Below are 21,491 nucleotides of genomic sequence, written 5' to 3'. Positions count from 1 at the left end.
AGAACATCGTGCAGGAGGGAGAGCGGAGGGAGGCATTGTAACGCCCTGTGGTCGTTCACCGCGACAAATTGTAAAACGTCCGACCCGACGTTGGGGCTGCTTCCACCGGAAATCCTGGAGATCATTGTGACGGACTCATCGAATTTTCTCGGCAGCGTGATCGCCGCTTCGACACGACTGGGAATCGGATATGCCGACCGGATGCTGGCGGGAGTCTCACAAAGGCAATTCGCACGCTTCGCGATCGCCGGCAACACGGTGATCGAATCGAATCACCCCTGTTTCATCCTGGGCCACCTCAGCCTGTACGCTCCCCGCGTCGTCTCGGAACTGGGTGGGGATTGCAGCGGGATCGAACCGACCGAGGAATTCGTGCGGCATTTCAGCAAGGATGCCCGCTGCGTGGACGACCCGGACGGCAACATCTATCCCAGCATGGAACAGGTGGTTGAAACCTTTCGCCAGGGTCACGCCGCGGCGTTGCAGACGCTGCAGCAGACACCCGACGCGGTCTTTCAACAGCCGAACCCGAACGAACGGATGCAGGAAAAGTTCCCGACGATCGGCGCCATGCACGCCTTCTATCTGGGCGGGCACTTCATGCTTCACATCGGCCAGTTCAGCGCGTGGCGGCGGGCGATGGGGCTGGGCGCCGCCTGATCGGGTCCGGACAGCCCAAGTGTGACTGCAAAACGCCACTTTGCGTGAGCCGCGTGGCGCTCAATGCGCTGCAATTCATGGTGTTTTTGATTGAAAGTGGCACTGTCCAACGAGTGGTTCAACTGCCCTGCATTTGTAGGTCAATTCCGCAGAGGTCCATGTAGCGATCAATGTCAGGCGTTCTCTGGTTCACCCTCCCGCGAGCGGGAGGGTCGCGGAGGAGCTTGTGACGACGCGGGGAGGGTTGTTGCTGAGCCATACGTTTTTGACATTCGCTTCCGGTTCTGCCCTCCCCGGAGTCTCGTGCCTCGCCTCCGACCCTCCCGCGAGCGGGAGGGTGAAGTGGCCAAACACGTCGTCGCTGGTCACAAATCCAGAATGGAAGAACCACTAGACCGAAAGTCATGACTCCAAACCGCCAGTCATGGCGACGGTTGACTGACTCATGCCCGCCGTGCCAAAGCGGACTGGACTGAAACCAGCCAGTCGTCGTGGGCTACCATCTGACGTCGCTGTTCGACCAATTTCGAGTCGATGGTCTGCTGCAACGCGTCCAACCGATCGGCAATCCGCTGGCGACATTCGCCCGATGGATCAGCGGCGGCAAGGATGCGGGCGGCCAGATCCGCGTCGTGGGCCTGAATCAGCGGATCCTCGGCGGAAACAAAACGTTGGTAGCTGCCGGGATCCCCCTGCCGCGCCGAACGCCCAGCCAATTGACGGTCGACGCGCGCCGAAGGCTGCAATTCGGTCGACGCGACGTGCAGGCCGCCGGCGCGACGTGCCGCATCGTCCAAGCGAATGTCGGTGCCGCGGCCGGCCATGTTCGTTGCCACCGTCACGGTCGCCGCGATTCCCGCCCGAGCCACGATCTTCGCTTCCTGCTCCGTCTGCACGCCGTTGAGCACCGCGTGGGTGATCCCCTGTGCGCTGAACCGTTCGCTCAACCGGCGGCTTTCCGCGATCGTGCGAGTTCCGATCAACACCGGCTGGCCGGCACGGGCGCGACCGACGGTGTCCTCGATCACGGCGCGGAACTTTTCCTCCCGCGAGGCGAACGCGCGGGTCGGCAGGTGACGCCCCGCGCTGGGACGATGCGTCGGGATGCGGACCACCGGCAAATCGTAAAACTCGCGCAGTTCACCTTCGCTGCCGGCCGCCGTCCCGGTTAACCCCGCGACACGATCGTAACACTGCATGAAACGTTGCCGCGTCACGCGACCCTGGGTTTCGTTCTCCGCCGTGATGTCCAACTGTTCTTTCGCCTCGACCGCCTGATGCATCCCACGGCTCCAGGTTCGTTCGGGATGGATCCGTCCGGTGTGCGGGTCCACGATCATCAGCTTGCCGTCGCTTACCACGTACTCCGTGTCGCGGGAGAACAGATGTTCCGCCGCCAAAGCATTCTCGACCATTTGCGTCCACGGCCGCGTCAATAGCAACGACGTCTCCGATGTGGGCAACTGGGCTGAAACACGTTGCCGTCCACCGGGCGTCAACGCCACGCGTCGGTTGGAGGCGTCCAGAAGAAAATCTTCCGGCTCGCGGAGTGACTTCGCCATGTCTCGCGCCCGGTGGTAGGTGGATGGGGACACGGGGGTTTCGCGAGGTCCACCGCCGAGCACCAATGGGATCGTGGCCTCGTCGATCAGAACACTATCGGCTTCATCGACAATCGCCATCGATAGTTCGCGTTGACAAACTTGATGGCCGTCCGCGATCCCTTGCAGTTGCCGCAGATAGCGATCACCCAACGGCCGGTGAGCATCGGCACGAATCGCAAGTTGGTCTCTCAGGAAGTCAAATCCGAACTCGTATCCGGGACCATAGGTCAGGTCACAGGCGTAGGCCATGCGTTTTTCCTCCGGTGACGCACCGGATTCCAAATGACCGACGCTCAGCCCCAAAGTCTGGTAGACGGGCAACAGCGTTTCGTAGTCCCGCCGCGACAGATATTCGTTGGTCGTCGCAATGTGCACGCCTCGCCCACCCCAGGCGTGCAGCACGCTCGGCAACGCGGTGGTCACCGTTTTTCCCTCGCCGGTTTGGATTTCCGCCACGACGCCGGCGGCCAGCACAAATCCGCCCATCCATTGCACATCGTAGTAGTTCATGCCGGTGGCACGCCGCAATGCTTCGCCGGTCAACGCAAATGATTCGATCACGTGGTCCAGTTGCGACGTGATGTGCGGACCGCTCCCTGCCGAACGCATGCGGTGCCGCAATGCATCGGCCGCGGAACGCAGTTCGGCTTCGCCCAAGGTGCTCAGGCTCTCGGCGCGACGGCGGACGTCATTGATCCACCGCAGTGTCATCGGATGCACCGACTGGACGCCGCGGAGTGGGCTTCCAATGAACGATCGGTAGCTGGCGATGGTGCTGCGTCGTGAGAGCATCGAAGGGTGCACGGCGTCATTCGGAAACAGGATTGCTGCTTTCCGAAATCGGCCCACACGGTGTTGCGGCTTGACCGGCAACGTGATGGAAGCCGAGCGAAGCCTGCATTTCGCACTCAGGTAAGGGTTCGCCGACTTGGCCGGGTCCGAAAGCCTGTCATCAGAATCCCTGTGCCGTGCGATCCCTGCAGACGACAAGGTTCACGTAATCGTTCGCCTCCCCGGTCGGACGTCCGATCGGCCATCCGATCAGCCGCGACGGATTTCGCTGCCCTTGAAGAAGATGGCGATGCGGTAGACCTTCTGCTGGCGAACAATGATCTCGCCGGTCTTCAAGTCGATGCGTTCGGGAATGGCACGGCGACGGAGATCGATCACGGCGTGGTATCCCCGCTCGGAGAACACGTCGATCAACATCTGCAGCGCGAGCGGATTGTCCAGCAACTCATCTTCGCTGCTGACGGTGGCCCGACCGGAAATGGCGTGCCGCAGGACGATCGGAACCAATTTGCTCTCGATCAGCTCGACCACGCGGTGAAACAACTCGCTGTGTTCGTGTTCGTACTCGTCCAAACGTCGGACAAGGTCGCGTCGGGCGTGCTGGATGATGTTGCTCGCCAGCGGAATGTCACCGATCGCGTGAAACGTCCGGGGGTCCAACTCGAGCGAACTTTGGTACTCCAATTCGTTGAGGATATTCTCCTGGACCACCACCAGGTCGGCTTGCGCGTTGATGAAGTGGAAGTGGAACAGCTGTTTCAGCGAGACCAGGGCGTCATAGGTCTTTTCTTTGAACACCCGGTAGCGGTTCCGAGCCAGGGCTTCGTTGAAATCGGTTGGCCGTTCCTCCCACATCTCCCCGATGCCGCTGCGGGCGACCTCTTCGTTGTGGGCGATCACCTGCCGTCCGCGAGCGAGCTGGCGCTTGACGCTCTCGGATTCGTCGACAAACAACACCATGATGTGGAACACCGGCGGCTTCATTTGCGACAGGTGCGGGTTATCGATCAGCTCTCGGCGAAGCGCCTTCATGCTGTCGTACAGCATCTTCAAACACTCCACCTGCACCTTCGTCCGCGGGAATCCGTCCAGGATCGCTCCGTTCTGGTATTCGGGCTCCAGCAGCTTGCGGAACACCAGCGCGACCACCTCGCGGTCGCCGACCATTCCGCCCTGGGATTTGATCCGTTGAGCCTCGGGGGTGTTCAGCAGTTCGCTGACGATGATGGGAGGCGCCGTGATGTCGCGGACGTGACAGATGAAGTTGGTGTTGGTTCCCTTCCCGGCCCCCGGGGCACCGCCCAACAGAATCAATTCCGTCGGAAACCTCAGGTTCAGACGGCCCTTTTGCGCCTCCAACTCCTTCCAGACGGAATTGAAAATCAGCTGGGCGTCTTTGACTTCCAGGTCCTCGGGCGGCTCCGGCTTCGGATCGTTTTTGGAAGCGATGGTCACGGGGCGAATGTCACGGGTCGGGTGGGCGGAACGGTCAGCGGGTGGGACAATTTAACACGGCCGAATTTCGACAGACACCGGACATCCCGACGCATGCTGCGTCCGCGCTTTGGCGTAGCCACGTTCGCCAGAACGTCGCCGCGCCACGTTCGCCAGAACGTGGAACGAGAACGCCGGTCCGCCGTCTGGCGACGGCAGCGACGGAAAATTGATGAGTCCTCAGACGCGGCTTCGCCGGACAGCCCTACTTTGCGTGCGTCGCGTGCCAGACATCGCACCGCAAATCTAACTGGGGTAACGCTGCCCCGTTAGTACGGCACCCCGATGGCGTCGCACAGGAAACGCATCAGGGGCCTGGCCCGCTTGATGCGATCCAGGATCAACGCCGGCAAGTCGTCGCCGGTGGCCTGCTGCCGCGTCAGGGGCGCCGTGGCGATGAAGTCCTTGCGCCGCAGGTCTTCAATCATGGCGTGGTCTTTCGGATAATCCCGCGGCGAGGTCTTCAGGCTTTCGCCGACCAGCGTGAAGTGTTCGCGGAAGGCCTTGTGGTCCCGGGCTTTAAGCCAGTCCTTGGGCTGCTGATCAATCGCGCGGCGGATGTCCGCAAGGACGCGGCCTTCCGGGTGCCAACAACCGGCCCCGATGAAACACTGGTCGGGATCAAAATGCAGGTACACGCCGGGGGCGTGAATGTCCTTGCCCGCCTGGTGCCGCAGCGAGATGCCGACATTGGTCTTGTACGGATCCTTGTTCTTGCTGAACCGCGTGTCGCGATAGATCCGCATCAACGAACCGTTGTGCGGTCGCGGGTCGACCAGCAGCATCGGCGCGGACTTGGCCAACGGTTTCTCCAACCGCTGGATCAACCGCACGGCCGGGTCGCGAACGTCCCGCTGGAAGTCCGATTTGTGCTCGTTGAACCAATCGCGATCGTTGTGGCGTCGCAATTGCTCCAGAAAGTCGAACAGCGATTCGGTGAGGACAGGTTCGCTCATGAGGGACAGCCGATCGGCGTTCGGAAGACGGCTCGGAACGGCAGCAGGATAACCGAAATGCCGGACCCGTTTCGGCACGGCATCGTCATCAACGCCCCCGCCGCTCTACCGAGGCGTGCGGACACCGGCCGGACGCACGCCCGGGGGCTGCTGGGCCAGCGCCAGATGCTTGGCCGCGACCGAAACGATCACGCGAGCAAACCGAGCCTTGGTCGTACCATCCACCTGCGGCAATTGGTCCGCCATCTCCAACATCGCGTTGGGATTGGTTTCGCAGGCCTGAGAGATCTGGCTAATGAACTTGGCGGTCTCGGTGAAATTGTGGTCGGCGGATTTGCCGATCAGGCCTCCCAGAGACCGCGCGATCAGATCCGCTCCCAAGCTTTCAAACTTCACGTAGCAATCCAGCGACCCGCTGACCGTGGTCGAACCATCGGCGGCCTTGGCGTAGGAGCTTTGCAACACAAAGATTCCTTTGCCGGTGATCGGTTTCTGGGTGAACTTTCCGTCGTACATCCCGTCGGCGACAAAAATGTGCAAGTTACGGTCGCCGTACAGCAGATCGACGTGGCAGCTGGTTCCACTGCCGTCGATGGCGTCCATCTGGAAAGGTCCCGTGCGGGTCGCCTGGACCTTGGTGATTCCCATCAGGTCCCAAATGCCGATGATCGTTTCCGGCTGTCGCGTCAAGAACAGGAACAGCTCTTCATCACAGCGAATGGCCTGGGTTGGCAGCTGCCGATACAGCGTGGGTTGGTCGGTGACCGCAAAGATCCGCTGCCGCGCCTGAGGCGTCAGCCGGTCCAGTGGCAGCGATCGGATCAAATCCCGTTCGCGGTTGGCGTCTTCGTCACCGCCGCGAAAAATCGCGCCCAATCCCAACAGTCCATTCGGGGTGGAGGCCTGATCGGCATCCGCTTGGCCGCCCGTGTCTCTGGCCGCCGAGCGGTAGCGAGACTTCGGCCCCGGGGTCTCCGCGTGCGTCGACCGCGCCCCGGCGAGGACCGCCACCAGTAACATCAGGCGGACGAATCCGGCGGGCACCGCGACGAATCGCCGGCCGACAAGACAACGTCCGAAAGCCCCCGGCGGTGTCGTGCAGATCCAGCGAGCGGCGTGCGGGACGCCTGCAATCGTGTGTCCGGTCCTTTTCGCCACCGATATTCCTTGGTACTCGGGCAGGCCGATCGATCCGCCCAGGTGGAAAATGAGGTTTCGGTGCTGTGCGCACAGCCCAGTTTAGGATTCGGCCGTTGCGATCGACTGAGTTGAGCCAAAACGGAGGGTCACTCCATCGGGCCCGATCACGCCGGCGGCCGGTTGCGAGAAAGACGGCGGAAATCCAGATTTCGGATCGAATCGGCTCAAGTTGCCGGGACTCGACACTGTCGGGAGGATGCCGATAATCGACCCGTTGAGATCTTTGACCGACCATTCACCTTGCACCGAATTCACCGATGGCAAAAAAAACGATCGACCAAGTCGAAGTCGCTGGCAAAACCGTGTTGATGCGCGTCGACTTCAACGTCCCGCTCGATGACCAGCAGAACATCACCGACGATCGTCGCATCCGGATGGCACTGCCGAGCATCAAGAGTGTTGTCGATCGAGGCGGAAAGCTGATCCTGATGAGTCACCTGGGACGTCCCAAAGGCGAACCCTCCGACGCCGACAAGTTCTCCCTGGCTCCTACGGCCAAACGACTCGGTGAAATGCTGGGCAAGGAAGTCGCCTTCGCGTCCGATACCGTGGGCGAGGATGCCAAAGCCAAGGCAGCGGCCCTGTCCGACGGTGACGTGTTGGTGCTGGAAAACCTGCGTTTCAACGACGGTGAGAAGGCCGGATCGGCTGAATTCGCTGCCGAGCTGGCCAAGATGGCCGACGTTTATTGCAACGACGCCTTCGGAACCTGCCACCGTAAAGACGCCTCGATGGTTGCGGTCCCCCAGGCGATGGCGGGCAAACCCCGCGTGGTCGGCCACCTGGTCGCCAAAGAGATCCAGTACCTCAGCGATGCCATCGGGAACCCGGAGCGTCCGTTCGTGGCCATCCTGGGTGGGGCCAAGGTCAGCGACAAAATCAATGTCATCAACAACCTGTTGGGCATCTGCGACGCGGTGCTGATCGGCGGCGCGATGGCGTACACCTTCTCGCTGGCCGAAGGCGGTGCGGTCGGCAACAGCCTGGTCGAAAAGGACAAGGTGGACCTGGCGAAGGAGTTGATCGCCAAGGGCGGCGACAAGCTGGTGCTGCCGGTTGACACCCATTGCGGCGACGACTTCGGCGATCCGGAAGGATGCAACAAGGAAATCGTCGAGTCGGGCAAGATCCGTGACGGCTTTGAAGGCATGGACATCGGTCCCGCCACCAGCGCCAAGTACCAGGAAATCCTCTCGTCGGCAAAGACGATCGTCTGGAACGGCCCGATGGGCGTGTTCGAAAAACCTCCGTTCGATGCGGGCACCAAGGCGGTCGCCCAAGCGGTCGCCGACAGCGATTCGATCAGCATCATCGGTGGCGGAGACAGCGCCGCGGCCATTGAACAATTGGGCTTTGCCGACAAGGTCAGCCATGTCAGCACCGGCGGCGGGGCAAGCCTGGCGATGCTGGAAGGCAAGGCGTTTGAAGCGGTGGACCTGTTGGACGACGCCTGAACGACGATTTGAATGAACGCATGACCTGGGGTCGGGCGCGGCGTTTGCGGTAGGACGCTCGCGTGATCGATCGACCGCCAGGCCAAAGGCAATCTGCACGTCATCGGCGCCCCGAGAACGGGGCGACCGCGGACGTGCCGGCGGGCCGACATTCCCGGCACGCCCGATTTGTGGTTGTGACAACAGCCGCCGGATTCCGGCCGGCGTCACCACCAATGACATTGCGCCAATCGACGTTCGCGCCGACGCGCCGCCTTTTTTTCCTGTAACGACGATAGGTCGCCACTACCGATGAATGCCGAAGATCAACGTCTGATCGAAAACGAAAATCGCGAAAAGAATTGGCAGCGTTGGGGGCCCTATCTTTCCGAACGTCAGTGGGGAACCGTTCGCGAAGACTACAGCGACGGGGGCGATGCGACGTGGAGCTACTTTCCGCACGATCACGCACGCAGCCGCGCCTACCGCTGGGGCGAAGACGGACTGCTGGGGATCACCGATCGTCGCGGACGCCTGTGTTTCTGCATCGCGCTTTGGAACGGTCGCGATCCGATTCTGAAGGAACGGCTGTTCGGCGTGACGGGCCCGGAAGGCAATCACGGCGAAGACGTCAAGGAATGCTATTTCTATCTCGATAGCACGCCGACGCACAGCTACATGCGGGCGCTGTACAAGTACCCGCAAGGCCGGTACCCCTACGAGGAACTGGTCGACGTCGGGCGTCGACGCGATCGCACCGAACCCGAGTACGAATTGACCGACACTCGCGTGTTCGACGAGTCCCGCTACTTCGACGTCGAAGTCGAATACGCCAAGGCCGGTCCCGACGACCTGTTGATCCGCTTCAACATCACCAACCGCGGCCCGCAACCGGCCGTGCTGCACCTGCTGCCGCAGCTATTCTTTCAAAACACCTGGACCTGGCAGTGCGACGACGAAGGCTGCAGTCCCGCTCGGCCGTCGATGAAGCTGGTCGGCGACGTCGTCCAGGCCCAACACGACACGCTCGGCCAGTTCTGGTACGCCTGTGACTGCATGGGAACTCCGGACACCTGGGCCTGGCTGTTCACCGACAACGAAACCAATAAGGTCCGCCATCACGGCCTGCCGTCGGAATCGGACTACTACAAAGACGCCTTTCACCGATACGTCGTCAGCGGTGAGATCAAAGCGGTCAATCCTGCCCAGCGCGGGACCAAATGCGCTTCCTACGGATTGGATCTGATCCAAAGCGGACAAACGAAAACCGTTCGGCTGCGGTTGACCCACGTCGACGAACCGCTGATCACCGAGAATTGCGACGGACACATCGAACGCTTCTCCGAAGTCGCGTTCGAAGGTTTCGATGACACGTTCGAAACCAGAATCCACGAAGCCGACGAGTTCTACCAGAGTCGGATTCCGGAATCCGTCGACGACGGCCGCCGACAAATCATGCGACAAGCGTATGCCGGCCTGCTGTGGACCAAACAGTTCTACCACTACGTCGTCGACACCTGGCTGGACGGTGATCCCAACGGTCCGCCCAGCAGCGACACTCGCAAGTTTGGTCGCAACAGCGAGTGGCGGCACCTGTTCAACCGCGACGTGATCTCGATGCCGGACAAGTGGGAATACCCCTGGTACGCCGCTTGGGATTTGGCGTTTCACATGGTCCCGATGGCCCACCTGGATCCGCGATTCGCCAAGGACCAGATGATCCTGTTCCTGCGCGAGTGGTACATGCACCCCAGCGGCCAAATCCCCGCCTACGAATGGCACCTCGACGACGTCAACCCGCCGGTCCACGCCTGGGGCGTCTGGCAGGTTTACAAGGCCAGCGGCCCGCCACGCAACCGAGACAAACTGTTTCTCGCCCGGGCCTTTCAGAAACTGCTGATCAATTTCACCTGGTGGGTCAACCGCAAGGACCCGCGAGGCAAGAACATCTTCTCAGGCGGCTTCCTGGGGCTGGACAACATCGGGGTGTTCGACCGCAGCAAACCGCTGCCGCAGGGCCACCTGGAACAGGCCGACGGCACCGCCTGGATGGCGTTCTATTGCGGCACCATGTTGCGGATGGCCATCGAACTGGCCGAGGACAACGAGGCCTACGGGGACATGGCCAGCAAGTTCTTCGAACACTACGTCGCCATCGCTGAGGCGATGAACTGCATGGACGGCACGGGTCTGTGGGACGAAACCGAAGGCTTCTACTACGACCACCTGTTCGTCGACGGCAAATCGATTCCGATCCGTGTCCGCTCCCTGGTCGGGCTGCTGCCGCTGATGACCGGTGTCATCCTGGAAGAAAAAATCATCGGCCGCCTGCCGGGATTCAAGCGTCGCATGCGATGGTTCCTGAACAGCCGTGACGACCTTTCCACGCACATGACGTACCTGGAGGGGGAAGGCCCCGAATCGGAAACCATCACCCGGCGGCTGTTGGCGATCCCCAGCGAAGACCGTTTCCGGCGTCTGCTGGCGGTGATGCTGGACGAGTCCGAATTCCTGTCGCCATTTGGAATTCGCAGCATGTCGGCCGCGCACGGTCTCGAACCGCTGGCGTTCGAGTTCGGCGGCCAGCTGCACGAGGTGCATTACGTCCCCGGAGAAAGCGAAAGCGGCATGTTCGGCGGCAACAGCAATTGGCGCGGACCCGTCTGGTTCCCGATGAACTACCTGATCATCCAGTCGCTCAAACGCTACCACGCCTTCTACGGCGACAGCTTCCAGGTCGAGTGCCCAACCGGCAGCGGCAACTTGATGACCCTGATGGAAGTCGCCAAGGAACTGGAGGACCGTTGCATTTCGCTGTTTGAGCGGGACGAGGACGGAAGCCGACCCGCGCACGGCGACTTACAACGCTACGCCAGCGATCCCGCCTGGAAAGACCTGATCCTGTTCTACGAGTACTTCCACGCCGACAACGGCAAGGGACTCGGGGCCAGCCACCAGACCGGCTGGACCGCCCTGGTCGCATCGATGATTCGCAGCCAGGCCAACGTGCCCAAATACTCACCGGTCGCGGAGGCCGTTCAATAGCAGTGCCTAACCGGCTTGGCCCATCAGAGTCACGATCACCCGCCGCGACCCGCCACGGTCGCGGTGCTCGCACAGGTAGATTCCCTGCCAGGTCCCCATCAACAACCGGCCGCCGCCGACGGGAATCTGGACGCTGGCTCCCATCATGCTGGCTTTGACATGCGCGGGCATGTCGTCGGGTCCTTCCAGCGTGTGCACGTACGGCAGTGATTCGGGGACCGCGTGGTTCATCGCCGTTTCAAAATCGACCCGCACATCGGGATCGGCGTTCTCATTGATGGTCAGCGATGCGCTGGTGTGCTGAATGAAGACGTGCAGCAGGCCGACCTCCGTGGTGCCAATTTCGGGCACCGCATCGGTGATTTGCGACGTGATCAAATGGAACCCGCGCGACTTGGCCGGCAACGATAAACTCCGCTGGACCCACATGAATTGCCTCATCGTTCCCAAGAATCCTCGCCGGCCGGGTGAGATTCTGAAAAATTTCCGATTTTTTTTCGACGCCGACGATCGGCAAAGGCTAACGATTTTCCCACGAATTCCAATGCCGGCCCCGCCGTAAGAAATTCCGGTCGGGCAATTTGCGGCAGCCCCCCATTGACGCGCCGCCGGCACGGTATCACGCCGAAATCGTGCCGCAGCGTTAAGATTTCCCCCATTGCCGCGTGACGACCCCATGAACAGGTCCGGTCGACCCGAACCGCGGCCTGCAGAGGCTTGCCGATCGAGGTGATGCGGGGGTTGTGGCCCATTGTCGCGTTTCATTAGCAACCGGCGACTCGGCGACAACCCACCGCCCGACAATTTTCTTGACTCCCCTGATCCAACGTCAATAATCCCTCGTCGCCGCCCGGGAGATATGGAAACGTCCACAGGGCAGAATCGCACACCGATGCGTCAACCAGGATCGACCCATCGAACAGAACTCGAGTTTCCGAATTGGTACCAAATGAAAGACATGACACGTTGTAAGAACGTCTTCGAAGCCATCCTCCGTTATGGCCACGACGAAGACTTTGTGCCGCACGAGGATGACCTGTTCTCGCCGACCGATGCACCCGCCGGAAGTCCGGAAAAGATTGAAGTGCTTCGTCGTCGCGTGGAACTGGGCCAGCCCCTGTGGCACAACACCGACCGAGTCGATTATAGCGGCTTGACCGGGGCCATCCGTCCCCGCGAGTAGTCGTCGACCGCCTGCCGGCTACGATGCCGGCACCCTCCAGAGAGAGAACGTTTTCGCTGCGGCGAAAACTTGACCCAGCGCCCCGGCCAGTTCAGCTTCCAGCTTGACTCGCCGGGGCGTTTTTCGTGCGCCCCCCCCAGGTCTCAACCTGCGACGTCCTGCATGACGTCCCCATCCACCCTCTCACCGTCGGTTGATCTCGATGCCCGGCCGCTGCCTCCTCGCCCTCGCGTGCCACCTCGGTCTGGCCTCCGTGTTCGCCGCCGACCCGACTTCGGAACGAATCATCACCTGCGGCTGGAATGCCCCGACGCTGGGCCAGTTCGCACGCGACGTTCCGCGGATGCCAGGAGCGGTGCCACTGACCGGAGCCGTCCTGACGCTGCACGCCGATTCGGGAATTCCCGATCCGTTGGCCACCGCACACGGCCGCGCCGATTGGAACGGCTTGGATGTTGAACGATCGATCCAGGCCATGCGGACCGCCGCGTCGCCCACGATGACCGATAACTATCTGCTGCTGAAAGCGAATCCGGGCGATATCGATTGGTTCGACGATGCAGGCTGGGAAATCATTGTGGATCACTATCGCGTCGCAGCGGACATCGCCCGCCGCGCGGGTCTGCGCGGACTGCTGTTGGACGCCGAGCCTTACACGGATCCGCATCGCCAATTCCAGTACTCGCGACAGGCCCAGGCATCCCAACACACCTTCGCCGAATACCAAGTGATGGCCAGGACCCGCGGTCGTCAGGTCATGCAGGCGATCGCGAAGGAGTTTCCGGAGGCCCAACTGGCCAGCTTCTTCTTGCTCAGCTACCTGGTCCAGGATCATCCCCACCGCGGACCTTCACCGGTCGGGCGCGGCGACGCCGACTGGTGCTTGGCCGGTCATGCCTACGGTTTGCTCCCGGCGTTTGTTGACGGCTGGCTGGACGTGATTCCCAAAACGATGACGATCATCGACGGCTGTGAAAACGGCTATTGGTTCCAGTCCCGCGACGACTTCTTTTCCCACGCGGCCGCCGTTCGTGATGGTGGCGAGCAACTGGTTTCGCCGGCCAACCGAGACAAGTATCGCAATCAAGTCGAGATCGCGTTTCCGATCTTCCTGGACGCGATCCACCCGTCCCTGGCGGGCGAATACACGCTGCAGCCGGAACGTTCCGATCGCCTGGCATTGCTGCGACGCAATCTGGCCGCCGCAATTGACGCCGGCGATGGCCTGGTCTGGCTGTACGGTGAACACGGCCGCTGGTGGCCAGAAGCAACGGACGAAGCGCTGTGGCACGGCAAAGACGTTTACCCCACCTGGGAAACACAGCTGCCAGGAATCTCCGCGGCGATTGCGGAAACCGTCACCGCCGCCGCCCACAACCAAACCGCGGGACACCGCGCCGTGACGTCACCGATCGATCTCCAATCGCCAGCGACGGAGCGGAGCGACCAGACGACCGAGCGGAGCGACCAGACGACGGCAGACGGTGATGGGCCGACGGATCCGAACGACGGGCCGGAGGCTCCCGGTGACGGGCAGATCGAAGCCACCGTGATCGACAGCGTGCCCACCTGGGAATCCATCCCGGCCGAAGACGGAACGGTGAAGTTGGATAACGGTCAGGTTCACATCTCGGGCGCCGATCGCGGCTCAGCCATGGCCGTCCTGCAGGTCAAGCCGGATCGCCAATACATGGTTCAAATCCAGGTCGTTCAACAGGGGTACGGATTGACCCAAGTCGACATTCGCTGGCGAACGTCCGATGGCCACTGGGCGGACAAACCGTTCGAGGTGGTCGCTTTTCCTGCTGACGGTGACCCGACGCAGCCTCGCACCATCACGGCCATTGCCCAGTCGCCCCCGGAACCCCATGACTTGGTTGTCGTCTGCACGGCCTCACGCCAGCGGAACGAACAGGATGCCGCCTTGTTCGGAAACCTGTTGGTCGGGGAAGTGGATTCACCAACGGAAACCTCTTCACCGCCATCCGAAACCGCGCCCAGCCAGATTCCTTGACGACCGGCTGCCGAACCTGCCATTTCAAGGCGAACCTTGCCGCCCGACGGGCGTCTGGACGATCAAACATTGCCTGCCGGAGCGGGATCGACCTGCCGTAGGTCAGGCTGTGCCTGACGGCTACCTGATGTCGCCACGCTCGCCAGAGCGTGGAAGATGCGCGTCCGCTACCGTCTTCGGTTGATGCGAGGGAATCCGCGACTAGCGCCACGCGGCCCCCGCGAAGTGCCGCTGTCCAGCTGGACAGATTCCGGCACATCCCCGAAAGTTTATTGATGCCCGCTCCCGTTGCCAAACACAGCCCGTTGCCGAACCAAGCCAATCCGACTTCATGAAATACCCGCTCTCTACCTTTGGCCGTCGTCTGGCTTTGCAGTCGGGCATCGGAGAACTGATGCAGGATCTCGGCGACGCGTTGGCGTCCGGGGATGAGAACCTGTGCATGCTCGGCGGCGGGCAACCCGCCCACATCCCAGAAGTCGATGCGATCTGGCACCAACGCCTGTCGGAGATTGCCGCCGACCCCGAGCGGACCGCGGCGTTCCTGGGCGACTACCAGCCGCCAGCCGGCGACGCGGCGTTTCGCGATTCCGTGGCCCGACTGTTTCGCCGCGAATACGGATGGCCGATCACGCGTGACCACGTGGTGATCACCGCCGGAGGTCAAACGGCTTTCTTCTTGCTGCTCAATGCCCTCGCGGGGCGATTTGATGATGGCCGTCGCAAGAAGGTGCTGCTGCCGTTGGTCCCGGAATACATCGGGTACGCGGACCAGTCCGTGACCGGCGATCTGTTCCAGGCGACGCGTCCGAAGATTCAACGGATCGGTGACCACGAATTCAAGTACGCGATCGATTTCGACGCCTTGGAAATTGGGCCGGAGGTCGCCGCAATCTGCTTGTCGCGCCCCACCAACCCCTCCTCCAACGTGGTCAGCGATACGGAACTCCGCCATCTCGCGGAATTGGCAAGCGAGCATGGGATCCCGCTGCTGGTGGACAACGCCTACGGAGACCCGTTTCCCGGCGTGATCTTCACGGACACCAGTCCACAGTGGAATCCATCCATGGTGCTGACCTACAGCCTTTCCAAACTGGGGCTGCCCGGAACCCGGACGGGAATCGTCATCGCCGATCCGGAGATCGTTCAATGCCTTGCGGCGATGAATTCCATCACCGCTTTGGCCAACAACAACATCGGGCAAGGCATCGTGAAACCATTGATCGCCAGCGGCGAACTGCTGAACATCAGCCGCGAGGTGATCCGACCGTTCTATCGGGAACGTTCCGACCAGGTCCGGCGTTGGTTGGCGGCGACCCTCGATGACACGGTTCCCTACCGAATCCATCGCAGCGAAGGCGCGTTCTTTTTGTGGCTGTGGCTGGAGGGGCTGCCCATCACCTCGTCGGAACTCTACCAGCGATTGAAACGTCGCGGCGTCCTCGTCGTCTCGGGGCACTATTTCTTCTTCGGGTTGGAAGACGACGACTGGCCCCATCGCCACGAATGTGTCCGAATCAGCTTCACCGCGTCCGAGCCGGTGGTCCGTCGAGGAATCGAGATTCTGGCCGATGAAGTCAACCAGTTGTACGCCCACGCGGACCAGCAAGTTTGCTGAAGGAGTATGCAAGCGATTCCGGCCAACATCATCAAGCGTCGGACCACTCGGAGTGCTGCAGCACACGCTGATTGATCGGTGCGCTGGCATGCACAGCATGCCCTACGGAAGGACGAAGGCGAGGCCCGAAGGGCCGAAAGCGATCTGCCGGCGGCCTCGGCCGCCGGATTCCCAGCCAGACTCATGGCCAGCCCCGAAGGGGCGACAGCATGGTCCGCAACGCATCGCAGTATGATTTGCCAGGACAACAACCCGCCCTCAGCGTGACAACACACCAAGACCTCCCTTCAACACATCGCTTCACCGCGTGAACCTCGCGACGCGACTTTCGCGGAGCGAAAGGCGACGAAAGATTCCACGATGCCACTGCACCCTCAAGCCGAAGCGTTTGTCGCCTCGCTGGCTGAACAGAACCTTCCCGGATGGGACGCCCTGTCGGTCCAGGAAGCACGCCAACGATTTGCGACGTTCGAACCATTTTTTGGCGAGGGACCGCCACTCTCCCGCGTCGAAGACGACGTGTTGTCAAACGGAGTCTCGGTGAGGTTGTATTCCAACCGATCGGACTTGGCTCCGGTCGTGCTCTATTTCCATGGCGGCGGCTGGGTGCTGGGAAGTGTTGCAACGCACGATGCCGTGTGCCGACGACTGGCCTTGCATTCCGGCTGCACGGTCGTCTCCGTCGACTATCGACGTTCGCCCGAACATCCGTTTCCCGGTCCAATCGATGATTGCTACAAAGCGATCGAGGAAGTTGCCGACCGCGCCGAGGCGTGGAACATCGACCCGACGCGAATCGTCGTCGCCGGCGACAGCGCCGGTGGGCAGTTGGCCGCCGCGGTCACGCTGCGATCCCGTCAGGAAGGCGGCCCATTCGTTTCATTGCAGGTTCTGATCTACCCGGTCATCGAACCTGAGTTCTCAACGGAGTCCTACAATCGGTTTGCTTCCGGGTACGGATTGACCCGCGCCGGAATGCAGTGGTTCTGGGGCCACTTCCTTGGAAGCCAGGAAGTCACGCCATTGGCCTCACCGATTCGCGCCGACTCGTTGGCAGGGCTTCCACCGGCCGTCATCGTGACGGCAGAGTATGACGTCCTGCGGGACGAGGGCGAGGCGTACGCGGATCGGCTGCGCCAGCACGGCGTTGACGTCGAGCTCGAACGCTACGATGGCATGCTGCACGGATTTGTTCACTTCGCCGGTCTATTTGACCGGGGCGTGGAAGCCACCGAATGGATCGGCAGGACGATCCGACGCCGAATGGCATTGCAGTAGGACCAGCGTGAAACGCGCTGCGGGTCCACTGTCTGGCGACAGTGGCTAGTTGATTCGCGCTGCGGGTCCACCGTCTGGCGACGGTGGCTACATGATTGGGGTGACTTCGTCTCCACAGTGCCACGACAGTCACCGCGACGGGGCGTTCAACGTTCTGACTGGCCGGCAACGTACTCCGCTTCACTCATCCAGGCCAAGTCTTGCCAGTAACCGGTGTCGTTGGACTGCGACGGGCCCGGCGTTGTCCGACCGCGGGCAACGATCCGCGTGATCTGGCCCGTCAACCGTTTGACGATCTCCGGATGGTCTTGCGACACGTCGTTTTGCTCGCCGGGATCCTGTTCCAAGTCATAGAGCTCGGCCTTGGCCTTGCCCTGAGGCAGCACCAGCTTCCATCGATCCTGGGTAATCGCAAACCGACCGCGGGCGGCGTGGTTGATCAGAGGTGCCCGACGGTGTTCCGCCTGGGCGTCTCGCAAGACGTCCGCGAAACTCTGGCTATCGACCGCATCCTGAGGGTTCAGCGAAGCGTCCACGATCTCGGCAATCGTTGCCAACAAATCGATTTGGCCCACCAACCCATCAAATCGGCGTCCCGGCTGATCGATCCCCTGCGGCCAGCGGATCAGCAGGGGAACCCGATGACCGCCTTCGTAGACCGACCGTTTTCCCTCCCGGAATCGATCGTTGCTGCGATGTCCGAACTGTTCGATCCGCTGCTTCCAAGAGTTCTCCGGGCCGTTATCGCTGCAAACGACCAACAGCGTGTTCTGTTCCAACCCGCTGGAACGCAAGAAATCCAGAATGCGTCCGATGTGGTAGTCCGTTTCGATCACGAATTCACCGTACCCGCCACAGTCGCCTTGTCCGTGGAACTGCGGCAGCGGACAAACCGGATAATGTGGCGAGGTGTACGGCAAGTAAAGGAAAAACGGGCGCCGTTCGTCGCTGGCATGCGTCCGCTTCATCCAGTCAATCGCGCGATCGGTAAAGCGAGTCAAGCACTGGTTGTCGATGAAGTCAGGCGCAACCTCCAAAGCCGGTTTCCCGACGTTCTCAATCGTTTCCTGCGGCGTGTCCTGGTAGGGCGGCCGGATCCGGTAATCCACGTGCCTCGCGTTGGGCTTCTTGGCCGTGAACAAGGTGGGTGGCACCGCCGCGTGCCGTCCTTCGAACCATGCCAAGACACCGTAATTCAAGGACGCCGGTACCCCGTAGAAAAAATCAAATCCCTTGTCCAAGGGCATGTCGCGCACTGGCTGACTCCAGTCGCGATCGCGATAATCCTCTCCTGGAAAGTCCATCCCCAAATGCCACTTGCCCACCATCCCGGTCGCGTAACCTTGATCACGCAACATGGATGCGATCGTCCGCTGTCCGTCCCGGATCAGACATTTGCCCTCCGCACCCATCACCATCCGCTTCAACGAAGTGCGCCAGCAATAGCGACCGGTCAGCAAGGCATACCGCGACGGCGTGCAAACGGAGTCTCCGCTGTGCGCGTTCGTCATCGCGATGCCTTCGGCGGCAATCCGATCCAAGTTCGGTGTCGCAAACTTCGCCTCCGGATTCAAACATCCGACATCGCCGAATCCCTGGTCGTCGGTGTAAATGATGATCACGTTGGGTTGCTCGGCAGCCACCAACGTCGAACGGGCTAGCAAGAACAAAACCGAAAATGCAACCAAACGGGACATGAGGAGCCACCAGGGAGAACCGCCGACAAGAAGCTGTGAACGTCTGTGCGTCTAACGAATCCATGGGATGTCACAAGATCCGATTCGGCACGTGTTGCTTCTCATCGTAACGACTTGGCGGCGAGGGGTGGGCAGAGCGTCGTTGAGGGCGTTCGGGCCCTGCCAATTCATTCTCCCGTGCAGTGTGTTCGGGTCATGACAACCCTGGCAGCCTGACGATCGGTCGACGTGATCGCTCGTCAATCGCGATCTCAAATCTTCCAGTTTGTCCGCCCTGCCTGGATTGCAATCGATCACATGATCGCGACATCCGCGCAATCTTCTCAGTCCTGCCGAGCCATCGAACCCTTCAACGAGTGCGTGTTGTCTCGTGTTGTGATTGGCTTCTTGATCAGGGCGGCTGATTCCCGCGGCGACTTCGGAAATGGGCACAGCAAATGCATCTCATCACGCCTGTTGGAAACCACTGTTGGCGTGGACGATTTCGCGCCGCGTCCTGGTAGAGCTTTGAATCCAAACGTTCAGATTTTGACGCACACCGCTTTCTAACAGATCACTGCCGCGAGGAACTCGTCATGCGAAATGCTTTCGGATTCGACTGCGGCATCAGTGTCCAAGAACGGCTGGGCGTGCTTTCCTTAAACCACCAAAACCAATCGAGGCAAATGATGGCAATGAAAAACCTGGCAGATGCGTTCCATGACGAACTTCGTGACATCCTGAGTGCGGAGAAGCAGCTGGTCAAAGCACTGCCCAAGATGGTCAAACATGCCTCCAGCGACAAACTTCAGTCCGCCCTTGAGGAACACCTGGAGGAAACCAAGGAGCATGTTTCCCGAGTCGAGCAAGCGTTTGAGGATACCGGCAAGGCCGCTCGCGCCAAAACTTGCGAAGCCATGAAAGGGCTGGTCGAAGAAGCCGAAGAAATGCTGCAAGAAGATGCCGATCCGGCCGTACGTGACGCGTTGATCATCGCGTGTGCCCAAAAGGTCGAGCACTACGAAATCGCCACCTACGGAACCCTGTGCACCTGGGCCGAGTCGTTGGGCTACGACCAGGCACTCAAACTTCTCAAACAAAACATCGACGACGAAGAAACGGCTGACAAGAAGCTGACGCAATTGTCGAAAACGATCAACCAAAACGCCATGGCCAGTTGATCGGCTGTGTCGTAGGAGCCACGCTCGCCAATGCGTGGATCGATCTGGCCGCGTTGCCAGCAACTGGCGTCCTTCGAGACGCCCCACATCGATCCAGCCCTCTTAAGAACCATTCCGAAAACCACGCGATTCTCACGTCGAGATCGCATCTTTCTTTCCACAGGAGTTCGATATGAATTGGGATCAAATTCAAGGCAAATGGAAACAGGCCAAAGGTCAAGCCCAACAACAGTGGGGCAAATTGACCGACGATGACTTGGATCGCGTCGAAGGCAAGCGCGAAGAGTTGGTTGGACGGATTCAGGAGCGCTACGGCGTCGCGAAGGAAGAGGCGGAGCGACAAGTGTCCGAATTCGAATCCAGCTGCAATTGCTAGGCAGCTGCACTGCAACGTCCGCTGGCCCCGCAGCGTCTTCGTGAACCGATGGAAAACCAAGCCGTTGGCGAATGCTGCGACGCAGAGGGTAGCAACCTCCCGATCCATCCGAGTTCAAACATGCCAGGTGGGTTCTCCACGTCAGAATCCGCCGATGTTTGAATTGTGATTCCCCAAACCATTCCCAATCGGAACACAGTCATGAAACGACCCTTTTTGACGCTGGGCGCTCTATGCGCCTTTGCGTTCGCCCTGGGCACCTCCGTCTCCGCCCAGGATGATGCCGCCCTCAAACAGCGGCTGAAAGACCAAAACCAAACGCAACAACGCGACGATCAGTCGTACCGCGGTTTGGACCGACAGACCAGTGGCGAAACGGTTCGCGCCAGTCAGCTGATCGGCACGAATCTGGAGAACTCCCAAGGCGAAGGCGTGGGAGAGATCAACGACATCGTGTTGGACCCGCGTAGCGGACGCATTGCTTACGCCGCGGTCAGCTACGGCGGTTTCCTGAACCTGGGTGACAAGCTGTTCGCAGTCCCATTCGATGCGTTCAAAATCAAACGCGATGCCGAAGATCGTGATGATTACACGGTCATCCTGGACGTCACCGAGCAACAGATGGAAGGTGCCAAAGGTTTCGACCAAGACAACTGGCCAAACTTTTCGGACCAGAACTTTGTCCGAGATCTGAATCAGCGCTATCGCACCAACATGACGCAAAACCGTCGCGCCGCTCGCGACCGTAATGTCGATGTCGATGTCAATTTGGATCGCAGAAACGAATAGGAGCGGACGACGTTCTGCATCCGCCAAACGGTATTCAGCCAATGGCCGCGGGTCGGTTCAACCGATCCGCGGCCTTTTTTCTGCAGCACGACAAGCCGCGGAGGACACCGAGCCCGCAGAGATCATCAACTTGGTACTATCAGTGAACTCTGCGGCAGACTCTGGGCTTCAAGAACCTCTGGGCTTCAGGAA

At 60.8% G+C, this 21,491-nt stretch carries 16 protein-coding genes; 10 read left to right on the top strand and 6 right to left on the bottom strand.

The window, feature by feature from the left end:
• Positions 1-90: 90 nt before the first annotated feature.
• Positions 91-660: a DinB family protein gene (locus FYK55_RS14535; protein ID WP_235908697.1), complete on the top strand. Its 570-nt coding sequence runs from the start codon at positions 91-93 to the stop codon at positions 658-660.
• A gap of 443 nt (positions 661-1,103) precedes the next feature.
• On the opposite strand, the gene FYK55_RS14530 is transcribed toward FYK55_RS14535, so the two are convergent.
• The 4 genes from FYK55_RS14530 to FYK55_RS14515 form a co-directional block, all read right to left on the bottom strand.
• Positions 1,104-3,068 carry a preprotein translocase subunit SecA gene (locus FYK55_RS14530; RefSeq protein WP_150077146.1) on the bottom strand — a complete coding sequence of 655 codons (1,965 nt, stop codon included), beginning with the start codon at positions 3,066-3,068 and terminating at the stop codon, positions 1,104-1,106.
• Positions 3,069-3,305: 237 nt separating this feature from the next.
• Positions 3,306-4,511 (bottom strand): nucleoside monophosphate kinase, encoded by a 1,206-nt coding sequence (locus FYK55_RS14525; RefSeq protein ID WP_235908696.1) that lies wholly within the window; start codon positions 4,509-4,511, stop codon positions 3,306-3,308.
• A gap of 308 nt (positions 4,512-4,819) precedes the next feature.
• Positions 4,820-5,506: a DUF2461 domain-containing protein gene (locus FYK55_RS14520; protein WP_150077145.1), complete on the bottom strand. Its 687-nt coding sequence runs from the start codon at positions 5,504-5,506 to the stop codon at positions 4,820-4,822.
• 105 nt (positions 5,507-5,611) lie between these two features.
• Positions 5,612-6,664: a hypothetical protein gene (locus tag FYK55_RS14515; protein WP_150077144.1), complete on the bottom strand. Its 1,053-nt coding sequence runs from the start codon at positions 6,662-6,664 to the stop codon at positions 5,612-5,614.
• Positions 6,665-6,963: 299 nt separating this feature from the next.
• Here FYK55_RS14515 and FYK55_RS14510 point away from each other — a divergent pair, with 299 nt between their 5' ends.
• Positions 6,964-8,160, top strand: a complete 1,197-nt coding sequence (locus tag FYK55_RS14510) for a phosphoglycerate kinase (protein ID WP_150077143.1) — start codon at positions 6,964-6,966, stop codon at positions 8,158-8,160.
• Between the two features lie 291 nt (positions 8,161-8,451).
• Positions 8,452-11,184: an MGH1-like glycoside hydrolase domain-containing protein gene (locus FYK55_RS14505; protein WP_150077142.1), complete on the top strand. Its 2,733-nt coding sequence runs from the start codon at positions 8,452-8,454 to the stop codon at positions 11,182-11,184.
• A 6-nt stretch (positions 11,185-11,190) separates the two neighbouring features.
• Here FYK55_RS14505 and FYK55_RS14500 read toward each other — a convergent pair whose 3' ends face one another.
• The gene (locus FYK55_RS14500; RefSeq protein WP_235908695.1) at positions 11,191-11,625 is read right to left on the bottom strand and encodes a secondary thiamine-phosphate synthase enzyme YjbQ; all 435 of its coding nucleotides are present in this window, start codon (positions 11,623-11,625) and stop codon (positions 11,191-11,193) included.
• A 517-nt stretch (positions 11,626-12,142) separates the two neighbouring features.
• Between FYK55_RS14500 and FYK55_RS14495 the strand changes: the two genes are divergently transcribed.
• The 4 genes from FYK55_RS14495 to FYK55_RS14480 all read left to right on the top strand — a co-directional run bounded on the left by FYK55_RS14495 (position 12,143) and on the right by FYK55_RS14480 (position 17,277).
• Entirely contained in the window at positions 12,143-12,367 is a 225-nt protein-coding gene (locus tag FYK55_RS14495) for a hypothetical protein (protein WP_150077141.1), read from the top strand.
• Positions 12,368-12,569: 202 nt separating this feature from the next.
• Positions 12,570-14,381, top strand: coding sequence for a hypothetical protein (locus FYK55_RS14490; protein ID WP_150077140.1), 1,812 nt, complete (start codon positions 12,570-12,572; stop codon positions 14,379-14,381).
• A 331-nt stretch (positions 14,382-14,712) separates the two neighbouring features.
• Positions 14,713-15,999 (top strand): valine--pyruvate transaminase, encoded by a 1,287-nt coding sequence (locus tag FYK55_RS14485; protein WP_150077139.1) that lies wholly within the window; start codon positions 14,713-14,715, stop codon positions 15,997-15,999.
• 360 nt (positions 16,000-16,359) lie between these two features.
• Positions 16,360-17,277 carry an alpha/beta hydrolase gene (locus tag FYK55_RS14480; RefSeq protein WP_150077138.1) on the top strand — a complete coding sequence of 306 codons (918 nt, stop codon included), beginning with the start codon at positions 16,360-16,362 and terminating at the stop codon, positions 17,275-17,277.
• A 146-nt stretch (positions 17,278-17,423) separates the two neighbouring features.
• Here FYK55_RS14480 and FYK55_RS14475 read toward each other — a convergent pair whose 3' ends face one another.
• Positions 17,424-18,974: a sulfatase-like hydrolase/transferase gene (locus tag FYK55_RS14475; RefSeq protein WP_150077137.1), complete on the bottom strand. Its 1,551-nt coding sequence runs from the start codon at positions 18,972-18,974 to the stop codon at positions 17,424-17,426.
• Between the two features lie 575 nt (positions 18,975-19,549).
• On the opposite strand from FYK55_RS14475, the gene FYK55_RS14470 reads away from it, so the two are divergent.
• From FYK55_RS14470 to FYK55_RS14460, 3 genes are all read left to right on the top strand, one after another.
• Positions 19,550-20,134: a YciE/YciF ferroxidase family protein gene (locus FYK55_RS14470; RefSeq protein WP_235908693.1), complete on the top strand. Its 585-nt coding sequence runs from the start codon at positions 19,550-19,552 to the stop codon at positions 20,132-20,134.
• 172 nt (positions 20,135-20,306) lie between these two features.
• Positions 20,307-20,510, top strand: coding sequence for a CsbD family protein (locus tag FYK55_RS14465; protein ID WP_150077136.1), 204 nt, complete (start codon positions 20,307-20,309; stop codon positions 20,508-20,510).
• A gap of 201 nt (positions 20,511-20,711) precedes the next feature.
• Positions 20,712-21,299: a PRC-barrel domain-containing protein gene (locus tag FYK55_RS14460; protein WP_150077135.1), complete on the top strand. Its 588-nt coding sequence runs from the start codon at positions 20,712-20,714 to the stop codon at positions 21,297-21,299.
• Positions 21,300-21,491 lie beyond the last annotated feature (192 nt).

Source organism: Roseiconus nitratireducens, assembly GCF_008629675.1.
Taxonomy (GTDB): Bacteria; Planctomycetota; Planctomycetia; order Pirellulales; family Pirellulaceae; genus Stieleria; species Stieleria nitratireducens.
The sequence above is the reverse complement of the archived record's forward strand: the minus strand, read 5'-3'. Positions and strand labels throughout refer to the sequence as shown.

Excerpts from the sequence above, each read along its gene's own strand:
- FYK55_RS14520 (WP_150077145.1), bottom strand. The coding sequence starts at position 5,506 with ATGAGCGAACCTGTCCTCACCGAATCGCTGTTCGACTTTCTGGAGCAA.
- FYK55_RS14510 (WP_150077143.1), top strand. The coding sequence starts at position 6,964 with ATGGCAAAAAAAACGATCGACCAAGTCGAAGTCGCTGGCAAAACCGTG.
- FYK55_RS14505 (WP_150077142.1), top strand. The coding sequence starts at position 8,452 with ATGAATGCCGAAGATCAACGTCTGATCGAAAACGAAAATCGCGAAAAG.
- FYK55_RS14500 (WP_235908695.1), bottom strand. The coding sequence starts at position 11,625 with ATGAGGCAATTCATGTGGGTCCAGCGGAGTTTATCGTTGCCGGCCAAG.
- FYK55_RS14495 (WP_150077141.1), top strand. The coding sequence starts at position 12,143 with ATGACACGTTGTAAGAACGTCTTCGAAGCCATCCTCCGTTATGGCCAC.
- FYK55_RS14490 (WP_150077140.1), top strand. The coding sequence starts at position 12,570 with ATGCCCGGCCGCTGCCTCCTCGCCCTCGCGTGCCACCTCGGTCTGGCC.
- FYK55_RS14485 (WP_150077139.1), top strand. The coding sequence starts at position 14,713 with ATGAAATACCCGCTCTCTACCTTTGGCCGTCGTCTGGCTTTGCAGTCG.
- FYK55_RS14480 (WP_150077138.1), top strand. The coding sequence starts at position 16,360 with ATGCCACTGCACCCTCAAGCCGAAGCGTTTGTCGCCTCGCTGGCTGAA.
- FYK55_RS14475 (WP_150077137.1), bottom strand. The coding sequence starts at position 18,974 with ATGTCCCGTTTGGTTGCATTTTCGGTTTTGTTCTTGCTAGCCCGTTCG.
- FYK55_RS14470 (WP_235908693.1), top strand. The coding sequence starts at position 19,550 with ATGCGAAATGCTTTCGGATTCGACTGCGGCATCAGTGTCCAAGAACGG.
- FYK55_RS14465 (WP_150077136.1), top strand. The coding sequence starts at position 20,307 with ATGAATTGGGATCAAATTCAAGGCAAATGGAAACAGGCCAAAGGTCAA.
- FYK55_RS14460 (WP_150077135.1), top strand. The coding sequence starts at position 20,712 with ATGAAACGACCCTTTTTGACGCTGGGCGCTCTATGCGCCTTTGCGTTC.